This is a genomic window from Agrobacterium tumefaciens, assembly GCA_025559845.1.
Lineage (GTDB): Bacteria > Pseudomonadota > Alphaproteobacteria > Rhizobiales > Rhizobiaceae > Agrobacterium.
In genome coordinates this window covers 2,933,433-2,953,561 of record CP048469.1, presented here as the reverse complement: position 1 = coordinate 2,953,561, position 20,129 = coordinate 2,933,433, and the positions used below count along the sequence as shown (strand labels likewise).

13 protein-coding genes are annotated in these 20,129 nt (G+C 56.9%); 5 read left to right on the top strand and 8 right to left on the bottom strand.

What is annotated here, in order from left to right:
• Window positions 1–26: 26 nt before the first annotated feature.
• Complete coding sequence (locus FY156_14655) at window positions 27–4,787, bottom strand: NAD-glutamate dehydrogenase (GenBank protein UXS02621.1); 4,761 nt, start codon at window positions 4,785–4,787, stop codon at window positions 27–29.
• A gap of 542 nt (window positions 4,788–5,329) precedes the next feature.
• On the opposite strand from FY156_14655, the gene FY156_14650 reads away from it, so the two are divergent.
• The gene (locus tag FY156_14650) at window positions 5,330–5,899 is read left to right on the top strand and encodes a CarD family transcriptional regulator (GenBank protein UXS02620.1); all 570 of its coding nucleotides are present in this window, start codon (window positions 5,330–5,332) and stop codon (window positions 5,897–5,899) included.
• A gap of 56 nt (window positions 5,900–5,955) precedes the next feature.
• Here the strand turns inward: FY156_14650 and FY156_14645 are convergent, their stop codons facing one another.
• Entirely contained in the window at window positions 5,956–6,459 is a 504-nt protein-coding gene (locus FY156_14645) for a L,D-transpeptidase (GenBank protein ID UXS03161.1), read from the bottom strand.
• A gap of 184 nt (window positions 6,460–6,643) precedes the next feature.
• Between FY156_14645 and FY156_14640 the strand changes: the two genes are divergently transcribed.
• Window positions 6,644–7,327, top strand: coding sequence for a response regulator transcription factor (locus FY156_14640; GenBank protein ID UXS02619.1), 684 nt, complete (start codon window positions 6,644–6,646; stop codon window positions 7,325–7,327).
• Between the two features lie 99 nt (window positions 7,328–7,426).
• Window positions 7,427–7,882, top strand: a complete 456-nt coding sequence (locus FY156_14635; protein ID UXS02618.1) for a cyclic nucleotide-binding domain-containing protein — start codon at window positions 7,427–7,429, stop codon at window positions 7,880–7,882.
• Window positions 7,883–7,895: 13 nt separating this feature from the next.
• Here the strand turns inward: FY156_14635 and FY156_14630 are convergent, their stop codons facing one another.
• From FY156_14630 to tesB, 6 genes are all read right to left on the bottom strand, one after another.
• Entirely contained in the window at window positions 7,896–8,699 is an 804-nt protein-coding gene (locus FY156_14630; protein ID UXS02617.1) for an exodeoxyribonuclease III, read from the bottom strand.
• Window positions 8,700–8,868: 169 nt separating this feature from the next.
• On the bottom strand, window positions 8,869–9,543 hold the full coding sequence (locus tag FY156_14625; GenBank protein UXS02616.1) for an outer membrane lipoprotein carrier protein LolA: 675 nt from the start codon (window positions 9,541–9,543) through the stop codon (window positions 8,869–8,871).
• A 99-nt stretch (window positions 9,544–9,642) separates the two neighbouring features.
• Window positions 9,643–12,309 carry a DNA translocase FtsK gene (locus FY156_14620; GenBank protein UXS02615.1) on the bottom strand — a complete coding sequence of 889 codons (2,667 nt, stop codon included), beginning with the start codon at window positions 12,307–12,309 and terminating at the stop codon, window positions 9,643–9,645.
• Between the two features lie 217 nt (window positions 12,310–12,526).
• A complete protein-coding gene (locus FY156_14615; GenBank protein ID UXS02614.1) occupies window positions 12,527–13,879 on the bottom strand; it encodes an ammonium transporter in 1,353 nt (450 codons plus the stop codon).
• Window positions 13,880–13,907: 28 nt separating this feature from the next.
• Window positions 13,908–14,258 carry a P-II family nitrogen regulator gene (locus FY156_14610; protein ID UXS02613.1) on the bottom strand — a complete coding sequence of 117 codons (351 nt, stop codon included), beginning with the start codon at window positions 14,256–14,258 and terminating at the stop codon, window positions 13,908–13,910.
• Window positions 14,259–14,470: 212 nt separating this feature from the next.
• Window positions 14,471–15,355: an acyl-CoA thioesterase II gene (gene tesB, locus FY156_14605; GenBank protein ID UXS02612.1), complete on the bottom strand. Its 885-nt coding sequence runs from the start codon at window positions 15,353–15,355 to the stop codon at window positions 14,471–14,473.
• A gap of 87 nt (window positions 15,356–15,442) precedes the next feature.
• On the opposite strand from tesB, the gene FY156_14600 reads away from it, so the two are divergent.
• Window positions 15,443–16,657, top strand: coding sequence for a ubiquinone biosynthesis hydroxylase (locus FY156_14600; GenBank protein UXS02611.1), 1,215 nt, complete (start codon window positions 15,443–15,445; stop codon window positions 16,655–16,657).
• 447 nt (window positions 16,658–17,104) lie between these two features.
• Window positions 17,105–20,128 carry a helicase gene (locus tag FY156_14595; protein UXS03160.1) on the top strand — a complete coding sequence of 1,008 codons (3,024 nt, stop codon included), beginning with the start codon at window positions 17,105–17,107 and terminating at the stop codon, window positions 20,126–20,128.
• The last annotated feature ends 1 nt before the right edge of the window (window position 20,129 follow it).

The following is a 20,129-nucleotide window of genomic DNA, read 5'->3' as shown; positions in this document are numbered from 1 at the left end:
TCCACTGATCTGGAACTCAGTCGATCTCAGCGAGCCAGAACGATGTCGGCCAGCAATCCAGCTGCGACCGTCAGTCGTGCCAGATTGATTTCGCCGCTATCGCTCAACGCAGCGAGTTCCGAGACGATACGATTGACGCGAACGCGGTCAGCAGCATACCAGGCCTGTACAGGGTCCTTCTCCTTTGCGTATTCCGTCAGCGCAGACACGACGATCTTGCGTCTCGCCGAGGAAATCTGATCCTGATTGCGCAGGAGCGCCAGACTTTCGTAGTGGTCGGCAGGCGAAATGCGCTGGCTTGCTTCCAGCAACCTTGCCACACGGAACGTCGCAGAGACTGTCGCATAGCTTTCTGCTGCACGCGCAAGAGACGTCGAGGCGCTGTCGGCGATAAGCATGATCTCCGGAACGTAAACCAGGAGCGACAGAGTATCGAGTTCCTGGAGCAGGCCGGATGGTACCCCTTCAAGTTCCGTGGCACCGAGTTGCTGGCGATACTTCGCTGCCGCCGGAGCCAGGGATTTCACGGCGCTTTTCAGGCGCTCGATCTCGTCCGCCATCGCATTTGTGCCAGCACTCGCACCGCGCGCTTGCAGATAAAGCCTGCTCACCTCGGAGAATATGCGGGTGATCCTGGCGTAGAGCTCATTCTGGATGTTGCCGCTGATTTTTCCGTCAAGTGCATCGACCTCAGACCAGAGGCGCTTCAGACCGAAACCGTCTTCGACAATCATGGCCGCCTTGACGACATCGGCAGGCAACAGGCCGCTGGCATCGGCAAGCTTCTGTACGAAGCCCGGTCCGCCACGGTTCACGACCGTATTGGCAAGTGCGGTCGCAACGATTTCGCGGTGCAGCCGGTGGCTTGTGATATCCGCTGCATAGGTCTTCTGCATTTTGACGGGGAAGTAATCCACCAGCAGATGCTGGAGATAGGGTTCGTCCGGCAGAGAGCTTGCCACCAGTGCATCAAACAGCGTCAGCTTTGCATAGGAGAGCAGAACACCGATTTCAGGGCGGGTCAGCGGTTTTCCGCTGGCGTAACGTTCGGTGAATTCGGCGTCGTTCGGTAGGGTTTCGACCTTGCGGTTCAATTGCCCGGCCGCTTCCAGTGCACTCATCAACCGGCCGAGTTCTTCGCGGTTACCGGTACCCAGTCGTTCGGTCAGTGAAATCGCCAGCGACTGCAGGTAGTTGTTGCGCAGCACCAGGTGCGCCACTTCCGGCGTCATGGACGCAAGAAGCTGGTTCCGCTTTGGCAGGGTCAGGCGACCGCTGTTAACGGCAGACGCCAGCGCAATCTTGATGTTGACCTCGACGTCCGAGGAATTGACGCCTGCAGAGTTGTCGATGGCGTCAGAGTTGCAACGTCCGCCAGCCAGAGAATAGGCAATACGGCCTTTCTGGGTGATGCCGAGATTGGCGCCTTCGCCAATCACCTTGGCCCGAACTTCAGTGGCATTGACGCGGATCGGATCATTGGCTCTGTCACCAACTTCGGCGTTGGTTTCGACTGCCGCCTTGATGTAGGTGCCGATACCGCCAAACCACAGCAGATCGACAGGCGATTTCAGGATGGCCGTCATGATTTCAAACGGCGTGGCAACGGTTTTGTCGATGCCAATGGCTGCCGCTGCCTCAGGTGTCAGCGTGACCGATTTTTCCGCGCGGGAAATAATCATCGCACCCTTTGAAAGCAGCGAACGATTATAGTCCTGCCAGCTGGAGCGCGGCAATTCGAAGATACGCTTGCGCTCGGCAAAGGACTGATCCGTGTCGGGGTCTGGATCGATGAAGATGTCGCGGTGATCGAAGGCGGCAATCAGTCTGATCTTTTCAGACAGCAGCATGCCGTTGCCGAATACGTCGCCGGACATATCGCCGACGCCAGCCACCGTGAATGGCGTCGTCTGGATATCGGTATCCATTTCACGGAAGTGGCGTTTTACGGTTTCCCACGCGCCACGGGCGGTAATGCCCATTTTCTTGTGGTCGTAACCGGCCGATCCGCCGGACGCAAAAGCATCGTCGAGCCAGAAGTTCGCTTCGCGGGCAAGCCCATTGGCCGTGTCGGAGAAGGTCGCCGTTCCCTTGTCGGCTGCGACGACGAAGTAGGGGTCATCTCCGTCCAGTCGCAAGGTGTCGGCCGGTGCAACAATGTCATCGCCGATGATATTGTCGGTGATCGACAACAGCGTGCGAATGTAGGTCTTGTAGGCTTCGCGACCGGCATTAAAGACTTCGTCGCGTGTGCCGCCGGCCGGTAGTGCTTTCGGGAAGAAGCCACCTTTTGCACCCACAGGTACGATCACAGCATTCTTGACCTGCTGCGCCTTGACGAGACCGAGCACCTCGGTGCGGTAGTCCTGGCCGCGATCCGACCAGCGCAGACCGCCGCGAGCGACCTTTCCAAAGCGCAGGTGCACCCCCTCGACCTCGGTTCCGTAGACGAAGATTTCGCGGAAGGGCCGGGGATCGGGAAGGCCGTCGAGATGCTTCGGATCAAACTTGAAGGCCAGCACTTCGCGCGGTGTACCATCCTCGTTTTTCTGGAAATAGTTGGTGCGCAATGTCGCGTCGATGGCATTGACGTAACGTCTCAATGTCCGGTCTTCATCAAGGTTCGGAACGCCGGCGAGGGCTGTCTCGATCGCCTTATGCAGCTCGGAGAGCTTTTTGACGCGGGTCTTTTCGGCGATGGCCGGATCGAAGTCTGTCGCAAACAGATCGAACAGTTTGCGGGTAATGGCCGGGTATTTGAACAGCGTTTCGGAGATATGCTCCTGCGAATACACGATCCCGGTCTGTCGCAGATAACGGGCGTAAGCGCGGAGCACAGAGGCTTCCCGCACCGTTACGCCAGCGGCGAGGATGAGGCGGTTGAAATTGTCGTTGTCAACCTTGCCCGCAAATGCGGCCAGGAATGCGTCTTCAAGACGCGGGCCGTAGACGGCGAGATCAAGTGCAGCACCGGTGGCAATTGCCAGCTCCATGTCATGCAGCACGATATCCTGACGGTCACCTTCTGACAGGACACCGATATCAAAGGTACGTTCGCTGATAACGTTGAAGCCGAGATTTTCAAGCAGCGGCACGCGGCGCGACAGCGGCAGGTGGCCGTCGCGGTGGAAGATTTTGAGGGACAGCCTATCCTGTGGTTGATCGTCCTGGCGATAGAACTCGATCCGGACCTCCTCACCCTTTGCTGTCGCAACGATGTCGCGCATGTCGCCGACAGCCTCTTCCGGTGTAAAGGCCTCCTGATAGGCCTGATCCACATCCAGCAGCGGTGCTCCGGCTTCGGAGAGCGCAACGAAATGGTCTATCCAGCGCGCGGCGATATCGCTGACTGCATCTTCCAGCTTGTCCTGAGCAATGCGTGGCGTCTTTCCGTCCGTACGACCGACGATGAAATGCACGCGGGCAACGGCCCCTTCTGGGAAGGCCGGATAATAGGCCGAGATGTGGCCGTTGTAGACCTTGCTCAGATAGTCGCCGATCTTCTCGCGGACGTAGGAGTTGTATTCCTCGCGCGGCACGAAAATGATGGCGGAGACAAAACGGTCGAAGCGATCGATACGGGCAAGCACGCGCACGCGCGGGCGATCGCTGAGTTCCATGATCTGCTCGACAAAGCGGATCAGCAAATCCTCTTCGATCTGGAAGAGGTCGTCCCGCGGATAGGCCTCCAGCGTATTGTGAAGAATTCGGCCGGAGTGACTGTTCGGATCAAAACCGAAATGGCGCTCAACCTCTGCCACCTTGGCGCGGAGCAGGGGAATTTGCCTGACAGGACGCGTGTAAGCGGTGGCGGTAAAGAGGCCGACGATGCGCAACTCGCCGGTGACATTGCCATCTTCATCGAAGCGCTTAATGCCGATGTAGTCCATATAGGCGCGACGGTGCACGATGGATTTCACATTGGCCTTGGTGACGATCAGGAAGTCGGGGCCGTCAAGGAATGCCAGGATCTCCGGGGTCGTTGTGACCGCATCCTTGCCAAGACGCAGAACACGAACGTCCGGATCGCTCAAAATACCAAGGCCGACGCCATCGCCGCGCTCGATGCGGGCGTTCTTCCCCTTGCCGGAGTAGGTATAGTCGCGCATGCCGAGGAAGGTGAAGTTGTCGTTGCGCAGCCAGTTGAGGAATTCGACCGCTTCCTTGCGCTCGGTCTTGCGTCTTGCAGATCCACGTTCCGACAGTTCCGCAAGCGCTTCGTCCAGCTTCCCAAGCATGGGCTTCCAGTCGCTATAGGCGGAGTGGACCTGGGCCAGTACGAAACGCAGCCGTTCTTCGAGGGTGGCGGCAGCCTGTGGCGTTAAAGGTGCGATATGCAGTTGAATGAGGCTGATGTTTTGGGCCGGATCATCTTCTGCTTCGGCAAGGCGGTAGCCTGCTTCTGATTTTTCGTCGTGAACGAGAATAGGGTGCACAGCAAGGTAGAGACCACGGAAGCTGCTGGTCACTTCTCCCATCACGGAATCGTAGAGGAACGGCATGTTCCGCCCGATGATGGTCAAGACTGTAACGGGAATATCCTTCGGTGTTACACCTTCGACCGACGATATGCTGATATAGGGTTTCTCGCCTTTCGAACGCGCCAGCGCCTCATAGGTATGCGCGGCACTCGTGGCCAGCATTTCGGCGGAATAATATTCTATGTCGTCAGGGCTTGCGCGCCCGTAAAGAATGCCTGGATCGAGAAATGGCGCTGTCTGGGTGCTTGCGAGATTTCGTGCTTTTTCGATCTGTTTTTCACGTTTTGGATTGTTTCTGTAGCCCATTTTGCGCGGATTCCTCCAAAAAATCACACTTTAAAGAGAAAAAGCATCGTGAAAGTCACGATTTTGCCTTCTCGGTCGAATCGGATATTGGCGTGTAATTGCGAAGAGTTTAAGAGGCATTTGCGTTTCTGACGCTTGGCAGTGAAAATTTATTGCTTTTGCCGATTTTGTCGAGCCATAGAAGCAAAACAGCGGTATTTTGGGAGCCGTTTTTAGACGCGGTTCACCGACCGTTGTGTGCTGCTGCGGCCACGATGGAAGCAAATTATTGATTCGCGCCTATTTTTGTGGTACACCACGGACACTGATCCACAGCGCGGCATTTGTGTGCCCAAAAACACCACGAAAGCAACTCTTCTTTTGCACGCGGTTCCCGTGACATATCGAGCGTTTACGCTCTCGAAACCCGAGTTGCGAGAAGGGAAGTTTTTGCGCGCACAGTTGGACCAGTGCGGAGTCACCTGACGGTTTCCCCCGTCTCATCAGGGCCTGACCGACCCAACCCGCTACAACGGGTATGTAACAGGGAGTTTTTAGAACGAATGACGACCCAGCAGAAGAAATCTCCAGCACGTCACGGTTTCAAGACCGGTGAAGCGATCGTGTATCCCGCTCATGGTGTCGGTACCATTTCTGCAATCGAGGAACAAGAAGTTGCCGGCATGAAGCTCGAGCTTTTTGTGATCGATTTCGAAAAAGACAAGATGCGCCTCAAGGTTCCTGTAGCCAAGGCAGTCAGCATCGGCATGCGCAAGCTCTCCGAAGGAGATTTCGTTGAGCGCGCACTGAAAGTTGTTCAGGGCAAAGCGCGCGTGAAGCGTACCATGTGGTCGCGTCGCGCCCAGGAATATGATGCCAAGATCAATTCGGGCGACCTGATCGCCATCGCAGAAGTGGTGCGCGATCTGTATCGTGCAGAAAACCAGCCGGAGCAGTCCTACTCCGAGCGTCAGCTTTACGAAGCAGCACTCGACCGTATGGCTCGCGAAATTGCGGCCGTTAACAAGATGTCCGAAACCGAAGCAGTTCGCCTGGTTGAGACCAATCTCAGCAAGGGTCCGAAGCGTGGCAAGGCCGTTGAAGAAGACGATTCTCAGGACGAAGCCGCATAATTTACGGCTCTTCCTTCTAAAAAAGCCCGCCAGTGATGGCGGGTTTTTTGTTTGCATTAAAGGATACAGATACGGCTGCCCTTACGCATACTGGTGAGAATTCGCTGCATGTCCCGTGGTCGAACCGCAACACATCCTGCCGTCGGTTCGAAGCCGGGACGGATCAGATGCATGAAAATCGCCGAACCACGATGGCGTCGACGTGAGGTGATGTTCCAGTCCAGGACCAGACACACATCGTAAAGGCTGTCAGTACGGGCCATTTCTTCATGGCTTGGTACAAAGGGGGCTTTGACAAGACGATTGTAGTTCGGGTCGCAAGGGGCGTCGCACCACAACATGGATTTGCGGATACGCGTCATTGGTAAGGCGGTCGTTGTCTTTCCGGCGCGGTCGCCACGATAAAACCCGTGCAGCAGCCGCATCGTGGAAATCGGTGATTTTCCATCACCTTCGCGCTTCATGGGCGTTCTTCCGTTGCGGCCTATCGCTGCCGGGAAGGTGAGATGACCGAGCTGGACGATGGCGCGATTGATTTTCGACGGCGCCTGCCGAACCACCAGCGTCGAAGTGCGTTTATGTTGTTTAACAGGCGGTCTGGCGATTGGTTTCACGAGATTTTGCTTTGAAGGTTATTCAACGTGAAGTCATAGCACGTCGTTATATGATGGCAATGGGTTGACGTTTTACCGGCAAACCGCTGAATTGGCTCACGATTAAAGCAAAGAAAGGCTGAGAATCCGAATGACGGCCCGCACTATACTTCTCGTAGACGACGATGACGATCTTCGGGAGACGCTGACCGAGCAACTGTCTCCTTATGAGGAATTCTCGATTCTGAGTGGCGCCAACGCGGCGCAGGCTACACAAATCGCCAAATCGTCCCAAGTCGACCTTTTGATTATGGACGTTGGGCTTCCCGATATGGACGGTCGTGAAGCTGTCAAGCTCTTGCGCAAGGGTGGCTTCAAGGCGCCGATTATCATGCTCACCGGGCATGATACGGACTCCGACACCATTCTCGGCCTTGAGGCTGGCGCAAACGACTACGTGACGAAACCATTCCGGTTTGCCGTCTTGCTGGCTCGCATCCGTGCGCAGCTTCGGCAATATGAGCAGAGCGAAGACGCGGTTTTCACGGTTGGTCCCTACCAGTTCAAGCCGAGCCAGAAGCTGCTGACGACCGAAGATGGCAAGAAAATCCGCCTCACCGAGAAAGAAGCGGCCATCATCCGTTACCTTTATCGCGCTGGCAGCACGGTCGTTACTCGTGACGTGCTGCTTGAAGAGGTCTGGGGTTACAATTCCGGGGTAACGACGCACACGCTTGAAACGCATGTCTATCGCCTGCGTCAGAAAATCGAACGTGATCCGTCCAACGCCGAGATTTTGGTCACAGAGAACGGCGGTTACAAAATCGTTCCCTGAACAAACCTTGTTTCGGGTGGTCGTGCCTTGTTTTCCTCACGCCGATAACGGAAAACCGCTCTATAATAGAATGAGCGGTTTTCTGGAGCTGGGATCGATATGGCCTTAACGGACGACATCATGCTGCTGGGGCTGGTTCCGTTGTTTGCGGGCTTCAGTGATGACCAGTTGCGTCTGATTGCCTTCGGGGCAGAGCGTCGCAAGGTTTCGTCCGGGCAGACCCTGTTTCGCGAGCACTCTCCTGCCGAATGCGCATTTGCTGTCACCACCGGCCGCTTCGAACTTTTCAGTGCGGGCCGCGATGGCAAACCCGTGCTGCAGGCAACGCCCGGTCGAGGCGCGTTGTTATCGGAGCTGGCGCTTTTTACGTTGTGTGAGCGAAAATTCACGGCCATTGCGGCGGAGGACTCTGAAGTCATCCGTATCACGCGCATCCTCTTTCACCGTCTGGTCGAAGAGTTTCCTGAGGTCGCGGATATCGTTACCGCGCGTATTCGCGATAACATCGCCTCACTCGCTGCAGGCACGGCGCGGTTACAAAACCGCTTCGCATGACCGAATACCGGATCTAGAAGCGGAAATGGGCGGTGACGGGTACGTGGTCGGAAGGGCGGTTCCAGCCACGCGCTTCACGCAGGATATCGATTTTTTCAAGCGATGCGCCCAAATCCTGTGACGACCAGATGTGATCCAGACGCCGTCCGCGGTCGGCTGCTTCCCAATCCTTGGCGCGATAACTCCACCAGGTGTAGATTTTCTCGCCGTCCGGCACGTTCAGCCGCATCAGATCAAGCCAGTCCCCTTGTTTCATCACGTCCAGTAGCCCTTCAGTCTCGACAGGCGTGTGACTGACGATCTTGAGGAGTTGCTTATGCGACCAGACGTCGTTTTCAAGCGGTGCGATGTTGAGATCACCCACCAAGATTGACGAGGTGCCGGGTAGGCCATTCGCCCGCAAGGCTTTCATTTCTTCGATAAAATCGAGCTTGTGGCCGAATTTCGGGTTGATCGATCGATCAGGTTCGTCGCCACCTGCGGGAACGTAAAAATTGTGAAGCCGAATGCGACGCGATCCCACTTCGACCACGGCGGAGATATGCCGGGCATCGCCGATGCCGCAATAGTCCTGACGATGATCCTCGACGAGCGGAATTTTCGAAGCAATAGCGACGCCGTGGTAGCCCTTCTGGCCGTGAATGACCACATGCTCGTAGCCGAGTGCTCTCAACGGCTTCATCGGAAATTCGCCATTTGGGCACTTGGTTTCCTGCAGGCAAAGAATATCCGGTTTGTAACGAACCAGGAATTGTTCAACGAGTGGCATGCGCAGTCGCACCGAGTTGATGTTCCAGGTGGTTATCGAAAATGTCATGAAATGTGCCCCGCTGTTGCTGCCCTAAATCCTGCAGCCGCTCTTGATCCAGTCCGTCGCAAAGCCGAAGGCTTATAACATCACGAAGCAAACGGGAACGTATTTTCGCGGCAAAATAGAAAAGGCGGCCGATGGCCGCCTTTCCTGAATTACTGTGCGAAATACAGCGTCAGCCGCGCTTGCGGACTTCTTCATAGTTGATGTTGAAGACGCGCTCGTCGAAATTTACGCCCGTCTGGACGTTGAAGATCATAACCGTCGTATCCTTGTTCTGCGCGTCGGTGGTCGTCCACTGGCGCAGATCGAAGGTTTTCGGGTCGAACATCAAGGTGATGGTGGAGTCACCAAAAACACTCTTGTCACCGAGCACGATGGTGGTCAGGTCGGACTCTTCCTTGACATCACGTACCTTCTGGTTGCTCAGATCGATCTTGTTCGAGAGCAGCAGGCTGAGCGGTGTTTTTGATAGCGGGTACAAATCCCAGGTTTTCAGCTTGGCGTTACCAATCACGACATTCTTGCCGTCAGCGATAACACGCATCGGTGACGGATCTTCGTAGTTGAAGCGCAGCTTGCCGGGGCGCTCGATGTAGAATTTGCCACCCGTCTGTTCCCCGCGCGGGCCGAACTGGACGAATTCTCCCATCATGGTTTTGACCGACGAGAAGTGGTTGGCAATCTTCTGTGCTGTGGCGTTTTCGCCGGATGACTGCGCAAGAGCATGCAACGGCGACAAACCGGCCATTGCCGCTGCCATCGAAAATACGGTGAGTACGCCGCGTCGTGACATGCCGTTTTGCGATGATGTTGCCGACACAGTCTTGCCGGTCGTGAGATGGTCCATTCTATTCTCCTTCATCGCATCGATTTTCCGCACAAACGCGGCGGCTTCATGACGCTGCAAGCGACGAATAACGCTTACATGGCCTGTCTGGTTGCGCGTCTATCGTTCGATGATGTCTGCTTCTGTCGGGACGAGTATTTCGCGCTTTCCGGCGTGATTTGCCGGGCCGATGATCCCCTCCTGCTCCATCCGCTCGATCAGCGATGCGGCGCGGTTGTAACCAATGCCGAGACGTCGCTGGACATAGGAGGTGGATGCCTTTCCATCACGCAATACGACGGCAACTGCCTGATCGTAGGGATCGTCGGACTCGGACAGATTGCCGGTGCCCGCAGGGCCACCGCCATCTTCGTCGTCGTCTTCCTCGGTGATGGCCTCGAGATATTCTGGTGCGCCCTGCGTCTTGAGATAGGCGACGATTTCTTCGACTTCATTGTCGGACACAAAGGGGCCGTGAACGCGCTGAATGCGCCCGCCGCCAGCCATGTAGAGCATGTCGCCCATACCGAGCAGCTGTTCTGCACCCTGTTCGCCAAGAATGGTGCGGCTGTCGATCTTCGATGTCACCTGGAACGAGATACGGGTCGGGAAGTTCGCCTTGATCGTGCCGGTGATAACGTCGACCGAAGGACGCTGTGTCGCCATGATGACGTGGATGCCTGCGGCACGCGCCATCTGCGCAAGACGCTGAACCGCACCTTCGATGTCCTTGCCGGCAACCATCATGAGGTCAGCCATTTCGTCGATGATGACGACGATATAGGGTAGGGGCTTCAGGTCGAACTCTTCCGTTTCGTACATCGCCTCACCGGTCTGGCGGTCAAAACCGGTCTGTACGGTACGGGTAAGGATTTCACCCTTGTCGATGGCCTGCTGGACACGGCTGTTGAAGCCGTCGATGTTGCGGACGCCGATCTTCGACATCTTTTTGTAGCGCTCTTCCATCTCACGCACGGTCCACTTCAAGGCAACGACTGCCTTTTTCGGATCCGTGACAACGGGAGAGAGCAAATGCGGGATGCCATCATAGATGGACAGTTCAAGCATCTTGGGGTCGATCATGATAAGCCGGCACTGTTCCGGCGACATGCGGTAAAGCAGCGACAGGATCATGGTGTTGATCGCGACCGATTTACCCGAGCCTGTTGTACCCGCAACGAGCAGATGCGGCATCTTGGCGAGATCGGCGATGACCGGTTCTCCTCCAATGGTCTTGCCGAGCGCCATCGCAAGTTTCGCCTTGCTGTTTTCGAAGTCGCGGCTGCCGATCAGTTCACGCAGGAACACGGTTTCGCGGCTCTGGTTTGGCAATTCGATACCGATGGCGTTGCGGCCAGGAACAACTGCGACACGTGCTGCGATCGCGCTCATCGAACGGGCAATGTCGTCGGCCAGGCCGATAACGCGCGATGATTTGATGCCCGGCGCAGGCTCCAGTTCGTAAAGGGTGACGACAGGGCCGGGGCGCACATGGATGATCTCACCCTTGACGCCGAAATCTTCGAGAACGCCTTCAAGAAGGCGCGCATTCTGCTCCAGCACTTCCTCGCTCAGCGTATTGTCGCGAACGATGTTTTTGGGCTCTGCCAGAAGATGAACGGTTGGAAGCTGGAAGCCATCGGGCGCGATGAAGGAGGATTGCGCTTCGCGCACCCCGCGCTCGCTGGGCTTCGGACGTGCCGAAGGTGCAGTAATGCGGGTCTGGCCACGCCCTGCCGGCTGCCGGTTGGTGAATTTGGCATCGTCTTCGTCGCCTGAGAGGATGCCATCGGGAAGGCGGCGTTCGTCCATATCAAACGGCGGATCGTCGTCATGTTCGTCGCCGTGGTCCAGGGAAATTGGCGGGGGCGACATCTGGCGGCGGGCTGCCCGTTCTTCGAACGAGGGCTCGGCGCGCTGATCCAGGCGATTGATCGCTGTCTTCAGGCGCGATGGTTCATTCAGTGTGCCGAATTCATATTCGTTGAAATCGTAAGGCTGTTCGAATTCGTCGTGCAGAGATTTCGACTTCAGTCCGAAAAGACGACGGAACCGTGCCTGTGTGATGTACCAGTAGTGAGCGAGCAGACCGAGAGGCAGGATGCGGGCAAGGAAACCCTCGCCATCATCGTCCTCGTCCTCTTCTTCCTGGCGCACGGAGCGTGCCTTGCTCTGGGTGGGCGCGACCGGTTCGACGTAGTCTTCTTCATCCGGCGTTCCGAGAAGACCTGCGGCGAACAACATCAGCCATGCGGCTGGCAGAGCAAACAGGACACCAAGGACAGTGGCGACCGTGCCGGTTGGATAGGCACCGATAAACAGCGCGGGAAAGCGCAGAATCATATCGCCGATCACGCCACCGATGCCGTTGGGAAGTGGCCATGTTACCGGTGCGGGAAAACAGCCGAGTGACGCGGCGCCAACAAAAGCACCTGCGACCCATGCAACCAGACGTGCCGGAACCCTGTTGAATTTACGCCCGGCAATCAGGATGATCGCCCATGCCAGAACCGGCAAAAGCGACACGATCGACGACAGGCCGAAGAACTGCATCATGAGATCGGCGAAAATCGCGCCGCTATGGCCCAGAAGATTGGTTGGCTCGTTTGCCGTCGCGTAGGACAGGCTTGGGTCGGCAACATTCCATGTCGCAAGTGATGCGATACCAAGTGCGATCAGGGCAAGAAGCGTAAAGCCGCCTAGGGCCATAATCTGCCGCATGAAAAAGGCCGTCAGCACAAACCTGTTGTGACGACCATCGAATGTCGGAGAATTGGCTCTGCCCATGTCCTGAACCCGTTGCTTTTCTGGTTTTGGCAAGATTCGACAGATCGCCGAATCCCGGATTGACAGGGAAAACTAACCGCCTGCTGGTTAATACGATGTTAACCATGCGGTTTTTCGCTGCCTGGACTGACGTAAGCGGCAAACATTTCACAAAAAAAGGCCCGTCGAGACGGGCCTTTCATTTTCCGATCGGGTCCTAAGGACCTCTTGTCGTTTCTTAGGAGTGGTAAGCGGCTTCGCCGTGGGTTGCGAGGTCGAGACCTTCGCGCTCGGCTTCGACCGGTACACGCAGACCAACGATGACGTCGACGATCTTGTAGAGGATCGCGGAGACGATAGCGCACCAGACGATGGTGATAGCGACAGCGATGAACTGCGTCCAGACCTGCGAAGCGATCGAGAAGTCTTCCTTGCCGGTGCCGCCCAGCAGCGGCGAGGTGAAGATACCGGTGCCGAGGGCGCCGATGATGCCGCCGATGCCGTGAACGCCGAAGACGTCAGCGGTATCGTCGTAGCCGAACTTGTTCTTCACGACGGACACGAAGAAGTAGCAGACCGGCGAAACGATCAGGCCGAGTACGATTGCGCCCATCGGGCCAACGGAACCAGCAGCCGGCGTTACGGCAACCAGACCAGCGATCATGCCCGAAGCTGCGCCCAGCATGGATGCCTTGCCACGGGTGAAGCTTTCAACCACAGACCAGGAAACGACAGCAGCGGCCGTTGCGAGGAAGGTGTTCATGGTTGCGAGAACCGCACCGCCGGAAGCTTCGAGGTTGGAGCCAGCGTTAAAGCCGAACCAGCCGAACCACAGCATCGCAGCGCCGACGAGCGTCAGGGTCATGGAGTGCGGGGCCATCATGTCCTTGCCATAGCCGGTACGCTTGCCAACCATGATCGCGCCGATAAGACCGGCAACACCTGCGTTGATGTGAACGACTGTGCCGCCAGCGAAGTCAAGAGCGCCCATGCCGAAGATCAGGCCGTTTGCGTCCCAAACCATGTGCGCGACCGGGAAGTAGACAAACGTTGCCCACAAAACGGTGAAGAGGATGACAGCGGAGAACTTGATGCGTTCTGCGAATGCACCAACGATAAGGGCCGGTGTAATGGCCGCGAAGGTCATCTGGAAGGCGATGAAGGTGTATTCGTAGATAACGACGCCTTCAGAGAAGGTTGCCGAGGTGCTGTCGAGCGTTACACCCGAGAGGAAGAGTTTGCCGAAGCCGCCGAAATAAGGGCCGGTGCCGCCGCCAAAGGCGAATGAGTAACCGTAGATCACCCATACGAGCATCATGACTGCGGTGACGACCGTGCACTGCATCAGAACGGAGAGCATGTTCTTGGTGCGGACGAGACCGCCGTAGAACAAAGCGAGGCCGGGCAGGATCATGAACAGGACGAGGATCGTGCCGAGGAACATGAATGCGGTGTCGGCCTTTTCCGGGACCGGCGCTGCAGCGGCAGCGGCTGCGGGCGCAGCATCCTGGGCGAAAGCAATGGCCGGGGCCATCAGGGCCGCCGCACCGGCGCCCAAACGGCCAAGCGTGGAAAATTTGTTGAATTGCATGGTTGGAAGACTCCCCTGTCAGCCGTGCTTAAAGCGCTTCTGTGTTGGTTTCGCCGGTACGGATGCGCACGGCCTGTTCGATAGAGTAGACAAAGATCTTGCCGTCGCCGATCTGGCCGGTCTTGGCAGCGGACGCGATTGCTTCGACGGCCTTGTCCACTACGTCCGAGGCGACAGCGATCTCGATCTTCAGTTTGGGAAGAAAGCTCACTGCATATTCCGTGCCGCGATAAATTTCGGTGTGCCCCTTCTGGCGTCCGTAACCCTTCACTTCGGTCACGGTCAGGCCCTGGATGCCGACAGCGGTAAGGGCTTCGCGCACCTCGTCCAGCTTGAACGGCTTAATAATGGCCATCACAATTTTCATCTGGTTTCCCATCCTTTGTTTGTCCTCGGCACGGAGCCGACTCTCCTTGCCGCTGGCAGATCAGTAACAGCGACTAACGACATACATTCAAAGGGCGTGCCAGTTTTAGTGGTATAGGTAAGTTATTGAAATATAAAAATTATATGACGTGCGTCTGAAAAAGCGGCATTTGATGCCGCATTTTGCGTCTATAAAATGTGCGATTTCGAGAAAAAGCACATTATTTAATCATTTGCTCTTTTGCGAATCAGACCCTCTTGGGCGACCGATGCGATCAGCTCACCCGTTCGGGTGAAAATGCTGCCGCGGGTAAGGCCTCTCGCACCTGATGTGCTGGGGCTGTCTTGTGTATAGAGAAGCCAATCGTCCAGCTTGGTCGGACGATGAAACCACATGGCATGATCGAGGCTTGCCACCTGGATTGCCGGGTCAAAAATCGTTGTGCCATGTGCGTAGAGCGACGTGTCAAGCAGTGTCATGTCTGAGAGATAGGCAAGAATGGCGGACTGAAAATGCGGGTTATCGGGGACGCTACCAACGGCACGGACCCAGATATCCTGGTGCGGCTCCAGTTTTTCCCTGGAGATGTAATGGGTCAGGGAAACCGGTCTGATTTCGATTGGCCTCTTGTTCGCCCAGTATTTGCGAATCGATGCCGGCGCCTTGGCAAGGAATGCTGCCTGCATCTGCTCTTCGCTCATCAGTTTTTCCGGCGGCGTCACGTCTGGCATTTTGATCTGATGGGTGAAGCCATCTTCGTAGATCTGGAATGAAGCGGACATGGAGAAGATTGCCTTTCCATGCTGCACGGCGACCACCCGGCGCGTACAGAAACTCGATCCGTCGCGGATGCGTTCGACCTGATAGACGATGGGCACAAGCGGATCGCCAGGCCGCATGAAATAGGCATGCAAGGAATGGATGAACCGATCTTCGTCGACCGTCCTTTGAGCCGCGATCAGCGCCTGAGCAATAACCTGGCCGCCGAAAACACGCTGCCATCCGATCTGAGGGCTTTCGCCTCTAAAAAGGTTTTCCTCCAGCTTCTCGAGGTCGAGTGTGGCGATCAGGTTTTCCATGGGATCTGACGTTTGCGAAGGATGCGACATTTTTTCGGCCTGCTCCGGCTGTAGGAATACGTCACATCGTCTATAGTGTGACCATGATGTGTGCACAAGGATTTGAGGAGAAGCGCAATGCTTGACGTGGTGGTAGCCGGAGGCGGGTATGTCGGACTTTCCGTTGCTGTCGCAATAAAGCAGGCTGCGCCGCATCTTGGTGTGCAGGTGATCGAGGCGGCGCCGGAGGATGTCTGGAAGAAGGATTTCCGGGCTTCCGCCATAATCGCGGCGGCAACACGCATGCTCGATGTGTTCGGTATCTGGGATGAAATCGCACCCGAAGCGCAACCGATCCACAAGATGATCGTCACCGATTCAAAGACGGCTGATCCGGTTCGTCCGGTGTTTCTGACCTTTGATGGTGCCGTCGAAGAAGGCAAGCCATTTGCCCACATGATCCCGAATGTTGCGATGGTTGGAGCGCTGCGCGGTCTGTGTCAGCGCCTTGGCGTCGAAATCCGTCATGGTCTTAGCGTTTCCGGTTTTTCTGCTGGCCCACAGTCAACGTCGGTGACGTTGTCGGATGGTACATCCGTAGACACGAAGCTTCTGGTTGCCTGTGACGGTGTTCGCTCCGCGCTGCGCGACATGGCAGGCATAAAAACGGTTCACTGGGGATATGACCAGTCCGGCATCGTTACCACGGTCGAGCATGAACGCCCGCATAACGGCTGCGCCGAGGAGCATTTCCTGCCATCTGGTCCTTTTGCCATTCTGCCACTCAAGGGCAATCGTTCGTCGCTGGTCTGGACTGAACGGACGGCGGATGCCAACCGCCTGATTGCATCCGACGACCTTGTCTTCGAGGAAGAGCTCGAACGTCGCTTCGGGCATAAACTCGGTTCTATCCGTCCTGTGGGTGGGCGGAACGCATTTCCGCTGGGACTGACGCTTTCGCGGGCGTTCATCGCTCCGCGCTTGGCTTTGGCGGGCGATGCTGCCCACGGTATCCACCCCATTTCCGGCCAGGGGCTCAATCTTGGTTTCAAGGATGTCGCCGCACTTGCCGAAACGGTCATTGAAGCCGATCGGCTGGGACTGGATATCGGCTCTGTCAATGTGCTGGAGCGTTACCAGGCCTGGCGACGTTTCGATACGTTGCGCATGGGGATAACGACGGATGTTCTCAACCGGCTTTTCTCGAATGACGTCGGTCCTATTCGCGTCGCGCGCGATTTCGGTCTTGGTGTTGTTGATCGCCTGCCGGGGTTGAAATCCTACTTCATTGGACAGGCCGCTGGCACCACCGATAAAAACGCGCCGCGCCTCCTCGCCGGCCAGGCGCTTTAAGGCGGCTGTTTCGCCATGTTTGACGGTGGATGCCGAAGAGGCGCTTGACAGCCCGAATCCCGGATTCGATGCTTAAATTACCCTTTGGGATGCTCGCACTTATCCGGATTCACAATCTGGTATGCCGTTTTCGATTCCTGTCCATATGTTGCCGTGAACAAAAAATGAATCAGCTCGAGTCAGCGATTCGTATTCGATTCGTTCTCAAACTGTTCCGTACCCGAATCAAAAGAATGCGTCGCCGGATTCTTTTTTTGTAATAAGCGTATGAATTTATTATGGAAAATTAACAGGCATTGCACGTTCCGCGACTTCATTGATGACGGGCTATTGCCTTTCGCCGTCGCTGTTGCCATGTGTGTTTCAGTGCAGTCGCATCCTTGGTAACGAGGCGTGCGGCGGACAATAGCAGTCGATTTCGCGGACAGTACGTTGAATTTTCGCCCCATGATCCTGAGCGGCCGCGGTGTCACGGCCGTTCTCGGCCCCACCAATACCGGCAAGACGCATTACGCCATCGAGCGCATGGTCGCGCATGGTAGTGGTGTCATCGGTCTTCCGCTGCGATTGCTGGCGCGGGAAGTCTATACGCGTCTGGTTGAAAAAGTGGGCGCTGCCAATGTCGCGCTGATCACCGGCGAAGAAAAGATCGCTCCCCCCAAGGCAAAATATTCTGTCTGTACCGTCGAGGCGATGCCGCGTGAGACAAATGCTGCCTTCGTAGCGATCGATGAGGTCCAGCTCGCCGGTGATCTGGAGCGCGGACACATTTTCACCGATCGGGTGCTTCATCTGCGGGGGCGGGAAGAAACACTGCTTCTGGGCGCCGGTACGATGCGGCCGATACTGGAAAAACTGCTGCCGGGCATTGTTGTGGTCGAGCGCCCGCGCTTGTCGCAACTTTTTTATGCGGGTCAGAAAAAGATCACCCGTTTGCCGCAACGCACGGCCATCGTGGCGTTTTCCGCCGATGAGGTCTATGCGATTGCCGAACTGGTGCGCCGGCAGCGCGGCGGCGCGGCCGTTGTTCTCGGCGCGCTTTCGCCGCGTACGCGCAACGCGCAGGTTGGTCTCTATCAATCCGGCGACGTCGAATATCTCGTTGCGACCGACGCTATCGGCATGGGGCTCAATCTTGATGTCGATCACGTCGCTTTTGCGCAGGATCGCAAATTCGACGGTTATCAGTTTCGCAATCTCAATCCGGCTGAAATGGGTCAGATCGCCGGTCGTGCCGGTCGCCATCTCCGGGATGGGACCTTTGGCGTTACCGGCCGTGTAGATCCTTTCGATGATGAACTGGTGGAGCGCATTGAGACGCATCAGTTCGATGCCGTCAAAGTGCTGCAATGGCGAACCAAGAATTTCGATTTTTCGTCGATCGGCAATCTGCGTTTGAGTCTTGATGCCGCACCGACCATTCAGGGACTGTCGCGTGCGCTCCCAGCCATCGACCAGCAGGCACTCGAATATCTGTCGCGATATCCCGAGATCATCGACGTTACGACCAGCCCCGAACGGGTGGAAAAGTTGTGGGAGGCCTGTGCGCTTCCGGACTATCGTCGCATTGCACCTGCCCAGCACGCCGATCTGATCTCGACACTCTATTTCGACCTCGTCAAACGCGGTACTGTGAATGAAGATTTCATGGCCGAACAGGTGCGCCGGGCGGACCGCACTGATGGAGAGATCGATACGCTGTCTGCAAGGATTGCGCAGATCAGAACATGGACTTATGTATCGAACCGCCCAGGATGGCTTGCCGATCCGACACACTGGCAAGAAAAGACTCGGGAAATCGAAGATCGATTGTCCGATGCGCTACATGAAAGGTTGACGAAACGCTTTGTTGATCGCAGGACATCTGTGCTCATGAGGCGCCTGAGAGAGAATGCGATGCTTGAAGCTGAAATCAGTGTGAATGGTGATGTCTTCGTAGAAGGTCATCACGTCGGCCAGTTGGCCGGGTTCCGGTTTACGCCGGCACCGGGAACGGAAGGGCCGGATCAGAAGGCCGTACAGTCTGCGGCGCAAAAGGCGCTTGCGCTAGAATTCGAGGCGCGTGCTGCGCGTCTGCATGCCAGCGGCAATGGCGACCTTGCTTTAAGCTCCGATGGCCTCGTGCGCTGGTTGGGCGAGCCGGTGGCGCGTCTTGCTGCGGGCGACAATATCATGAAGCCGCGGGTCATCCTGCTGGCTGACGATCAGTTGACGGGCAATGCCCGTGACCATGCGGTGGCGCGTGTCGAACGTTTCGTCAATCATCAGATTGCGACCGTGCTGAAGCCGCTCGACGATATCTCCCGCGCCGAAGACCTTCAGGGTCTGGCAAAGGGACTGGCGTTCCAGCTCGTTGAAAATCTTGGCGTACTGTTCCGCCGCGATGTCGCCGAAGAGGTGAAGTCGCTGGATCAGGACATGCGCGCCTCGATGCGCCGCTACGGTGTGCGTTTCGGTGCGTACCACGTTTTCCTGCCGGCGCTTCTCAAGCCCGCACCGGCAGAACTGGTGACGCTGCTCTGGGCCTTGAAGAATGACGGATTGGGCAAGCCTGGCTATGGCGACCTGATCCCTGTTCTGGCTGCGGGCCGTACGTCCGTTGTTACCGACCCGAGCTTCGAACGCATGTTCTACAAGCTTGCCGGCTTCCGTTTCCTCGGAAAGCGTGCGGTTCGTATCGACATTCTCGAGCGTCTGGCGGACCTCATCCGTCCGTTGCTGCAGTGGAAGCCAGGCCAGCAGTTGCGGCCGGAGGGTGCCTATGACGGTCGCCGTTTCACAACGACGACGGCCATGCTGTCCATTCTCGGTGCAACGCTCGACGATATGGAAGAGATCCTGAAGGGTCTTGGCTACCGTGCTGATCAGGTGACGGCGGAAGAAGCGCAGGCGTTCCTCGCAAGCCAGAGCGGTGAGCCTGCCAAGGCCGACGACGCTGGTGCAGTGGATGCAGCCGAGGCTGCCCACGACGACGCAGATCCGCAGGATGCATCCGAGGGTGAAGCTGTTGCCGAGGCACCGGCGGCAGAGGTTGCTGTTGCGGAAGCTCCCGCAGCCGATGCATCGGCTGGCGAAGTTGCCGAGCCGAAGCCTGTGTTGTTGTGGCGTCCAGGTGGCCGCAACGAAAACCAGCGTGGCGAGAATCGCCGCCCGGGTAATCGTGGCCAGGGTCGCGAGCAGGGTGGACGTGAGCAGGGCGAGCGTCGTGGCGAAGGCCGTCGCGACAACCGTGAGGCATCCAATGGTGGTGATGGCGAGCGTAAGCGCGATGGTGGTCGTCCTGATCGCGGCAACCGCAACGATCGTAATGATCGCGGCGAGCGTAAGGACAGGCCGGATCGCAACGATCGTGGTGGCAAGCCCCAGCAGGGCCAGCGCTTCGAGGCCAAGCCGCCCCGTAAGGAAAAGCCGCTTGATCCGGATTCACCCTTTGCAAAGCTCGCTGCTCTCAAGGAGCAGCTGAAGAAGTAAG

Coding starts and splice junctions, on each gene's coding strand:
- FY156_14615 (UXS02614.1), bottom strand. CDS start 13,879: ATGCAATTCAACAAATTTTCCACGCTTGGCCGTTTGGGCGCCGGTGCG.
- FY156_14620 (UXS02615.1), bottom strand. CDS start 12,309: ATGGGCAGAGCCAATTCTCCGACATTCGATGGTCGTCACAACAGGTTT.
- FY156_14655 (UXS02621.1), bottom strand. CDS start 4,787: ATGGGCTACAGAAACAATCCAAAACGTGAAAAACAGATCGAAAAAGCA.
- FY156_14600 (UXS02611.1), top strand. CDS start 15,443: ATGCTTGACGTGGTGGTAGCCGGAGGCGGGTATGTCGGACTTTCCGTT.
- FY156_14595 (UXS03160.1), top strand. CDS start 17,105: ATGATCCTGAGCGGCCGCGGTGTCACGGCCGTTCTCGGCCCCACCAAT.
- FY156_14630 (UXS02617.1), bottom strand. CDS start 8,699: ATGACATTTTCGATAACCACCTGGAACATCAACTCGGTGCGACTGCGC.
- tesB (UXS02612.1), bottom strand. CDS start 15,355: ATGTCGCATCCTTCGCAAACGTCAGATCCCATGGAAAACCTGATCGCC.
- FY156_14640 (UXS02619.1), top strand. CDS start 6,644: ATGACGGCCCGCACTATACTTCTCGTAGACGACGATGACGATCTTCGG.
- FY156_14635 (UXS02618.1), top strand. CDS start 7,427: ATGGCCTTAACGGACGACATCATGCTGCTGGGGCTGGTTCCGTTGTTT.
- FY156_14625 (UXS02616.1), bottom strand. CDS start 9,543: ATGGACCATCTCACGACCGGCAAGACTGTGTCGGCAACATCATCGCAA.
- FY156_14650 (UXS02620.1), top strand. CDS start 5,330: ATGACGACCCAGCAGAAGAAATCTCCAGCACGTCACGGTTTCAAGACC.
- FY156_14610 (UXS02613.1), bottom strand. CDS start 14,258: ATGGGAAACCAGATGAAAATTGTGATGGCCATTATTAAGCCGTTCAAG.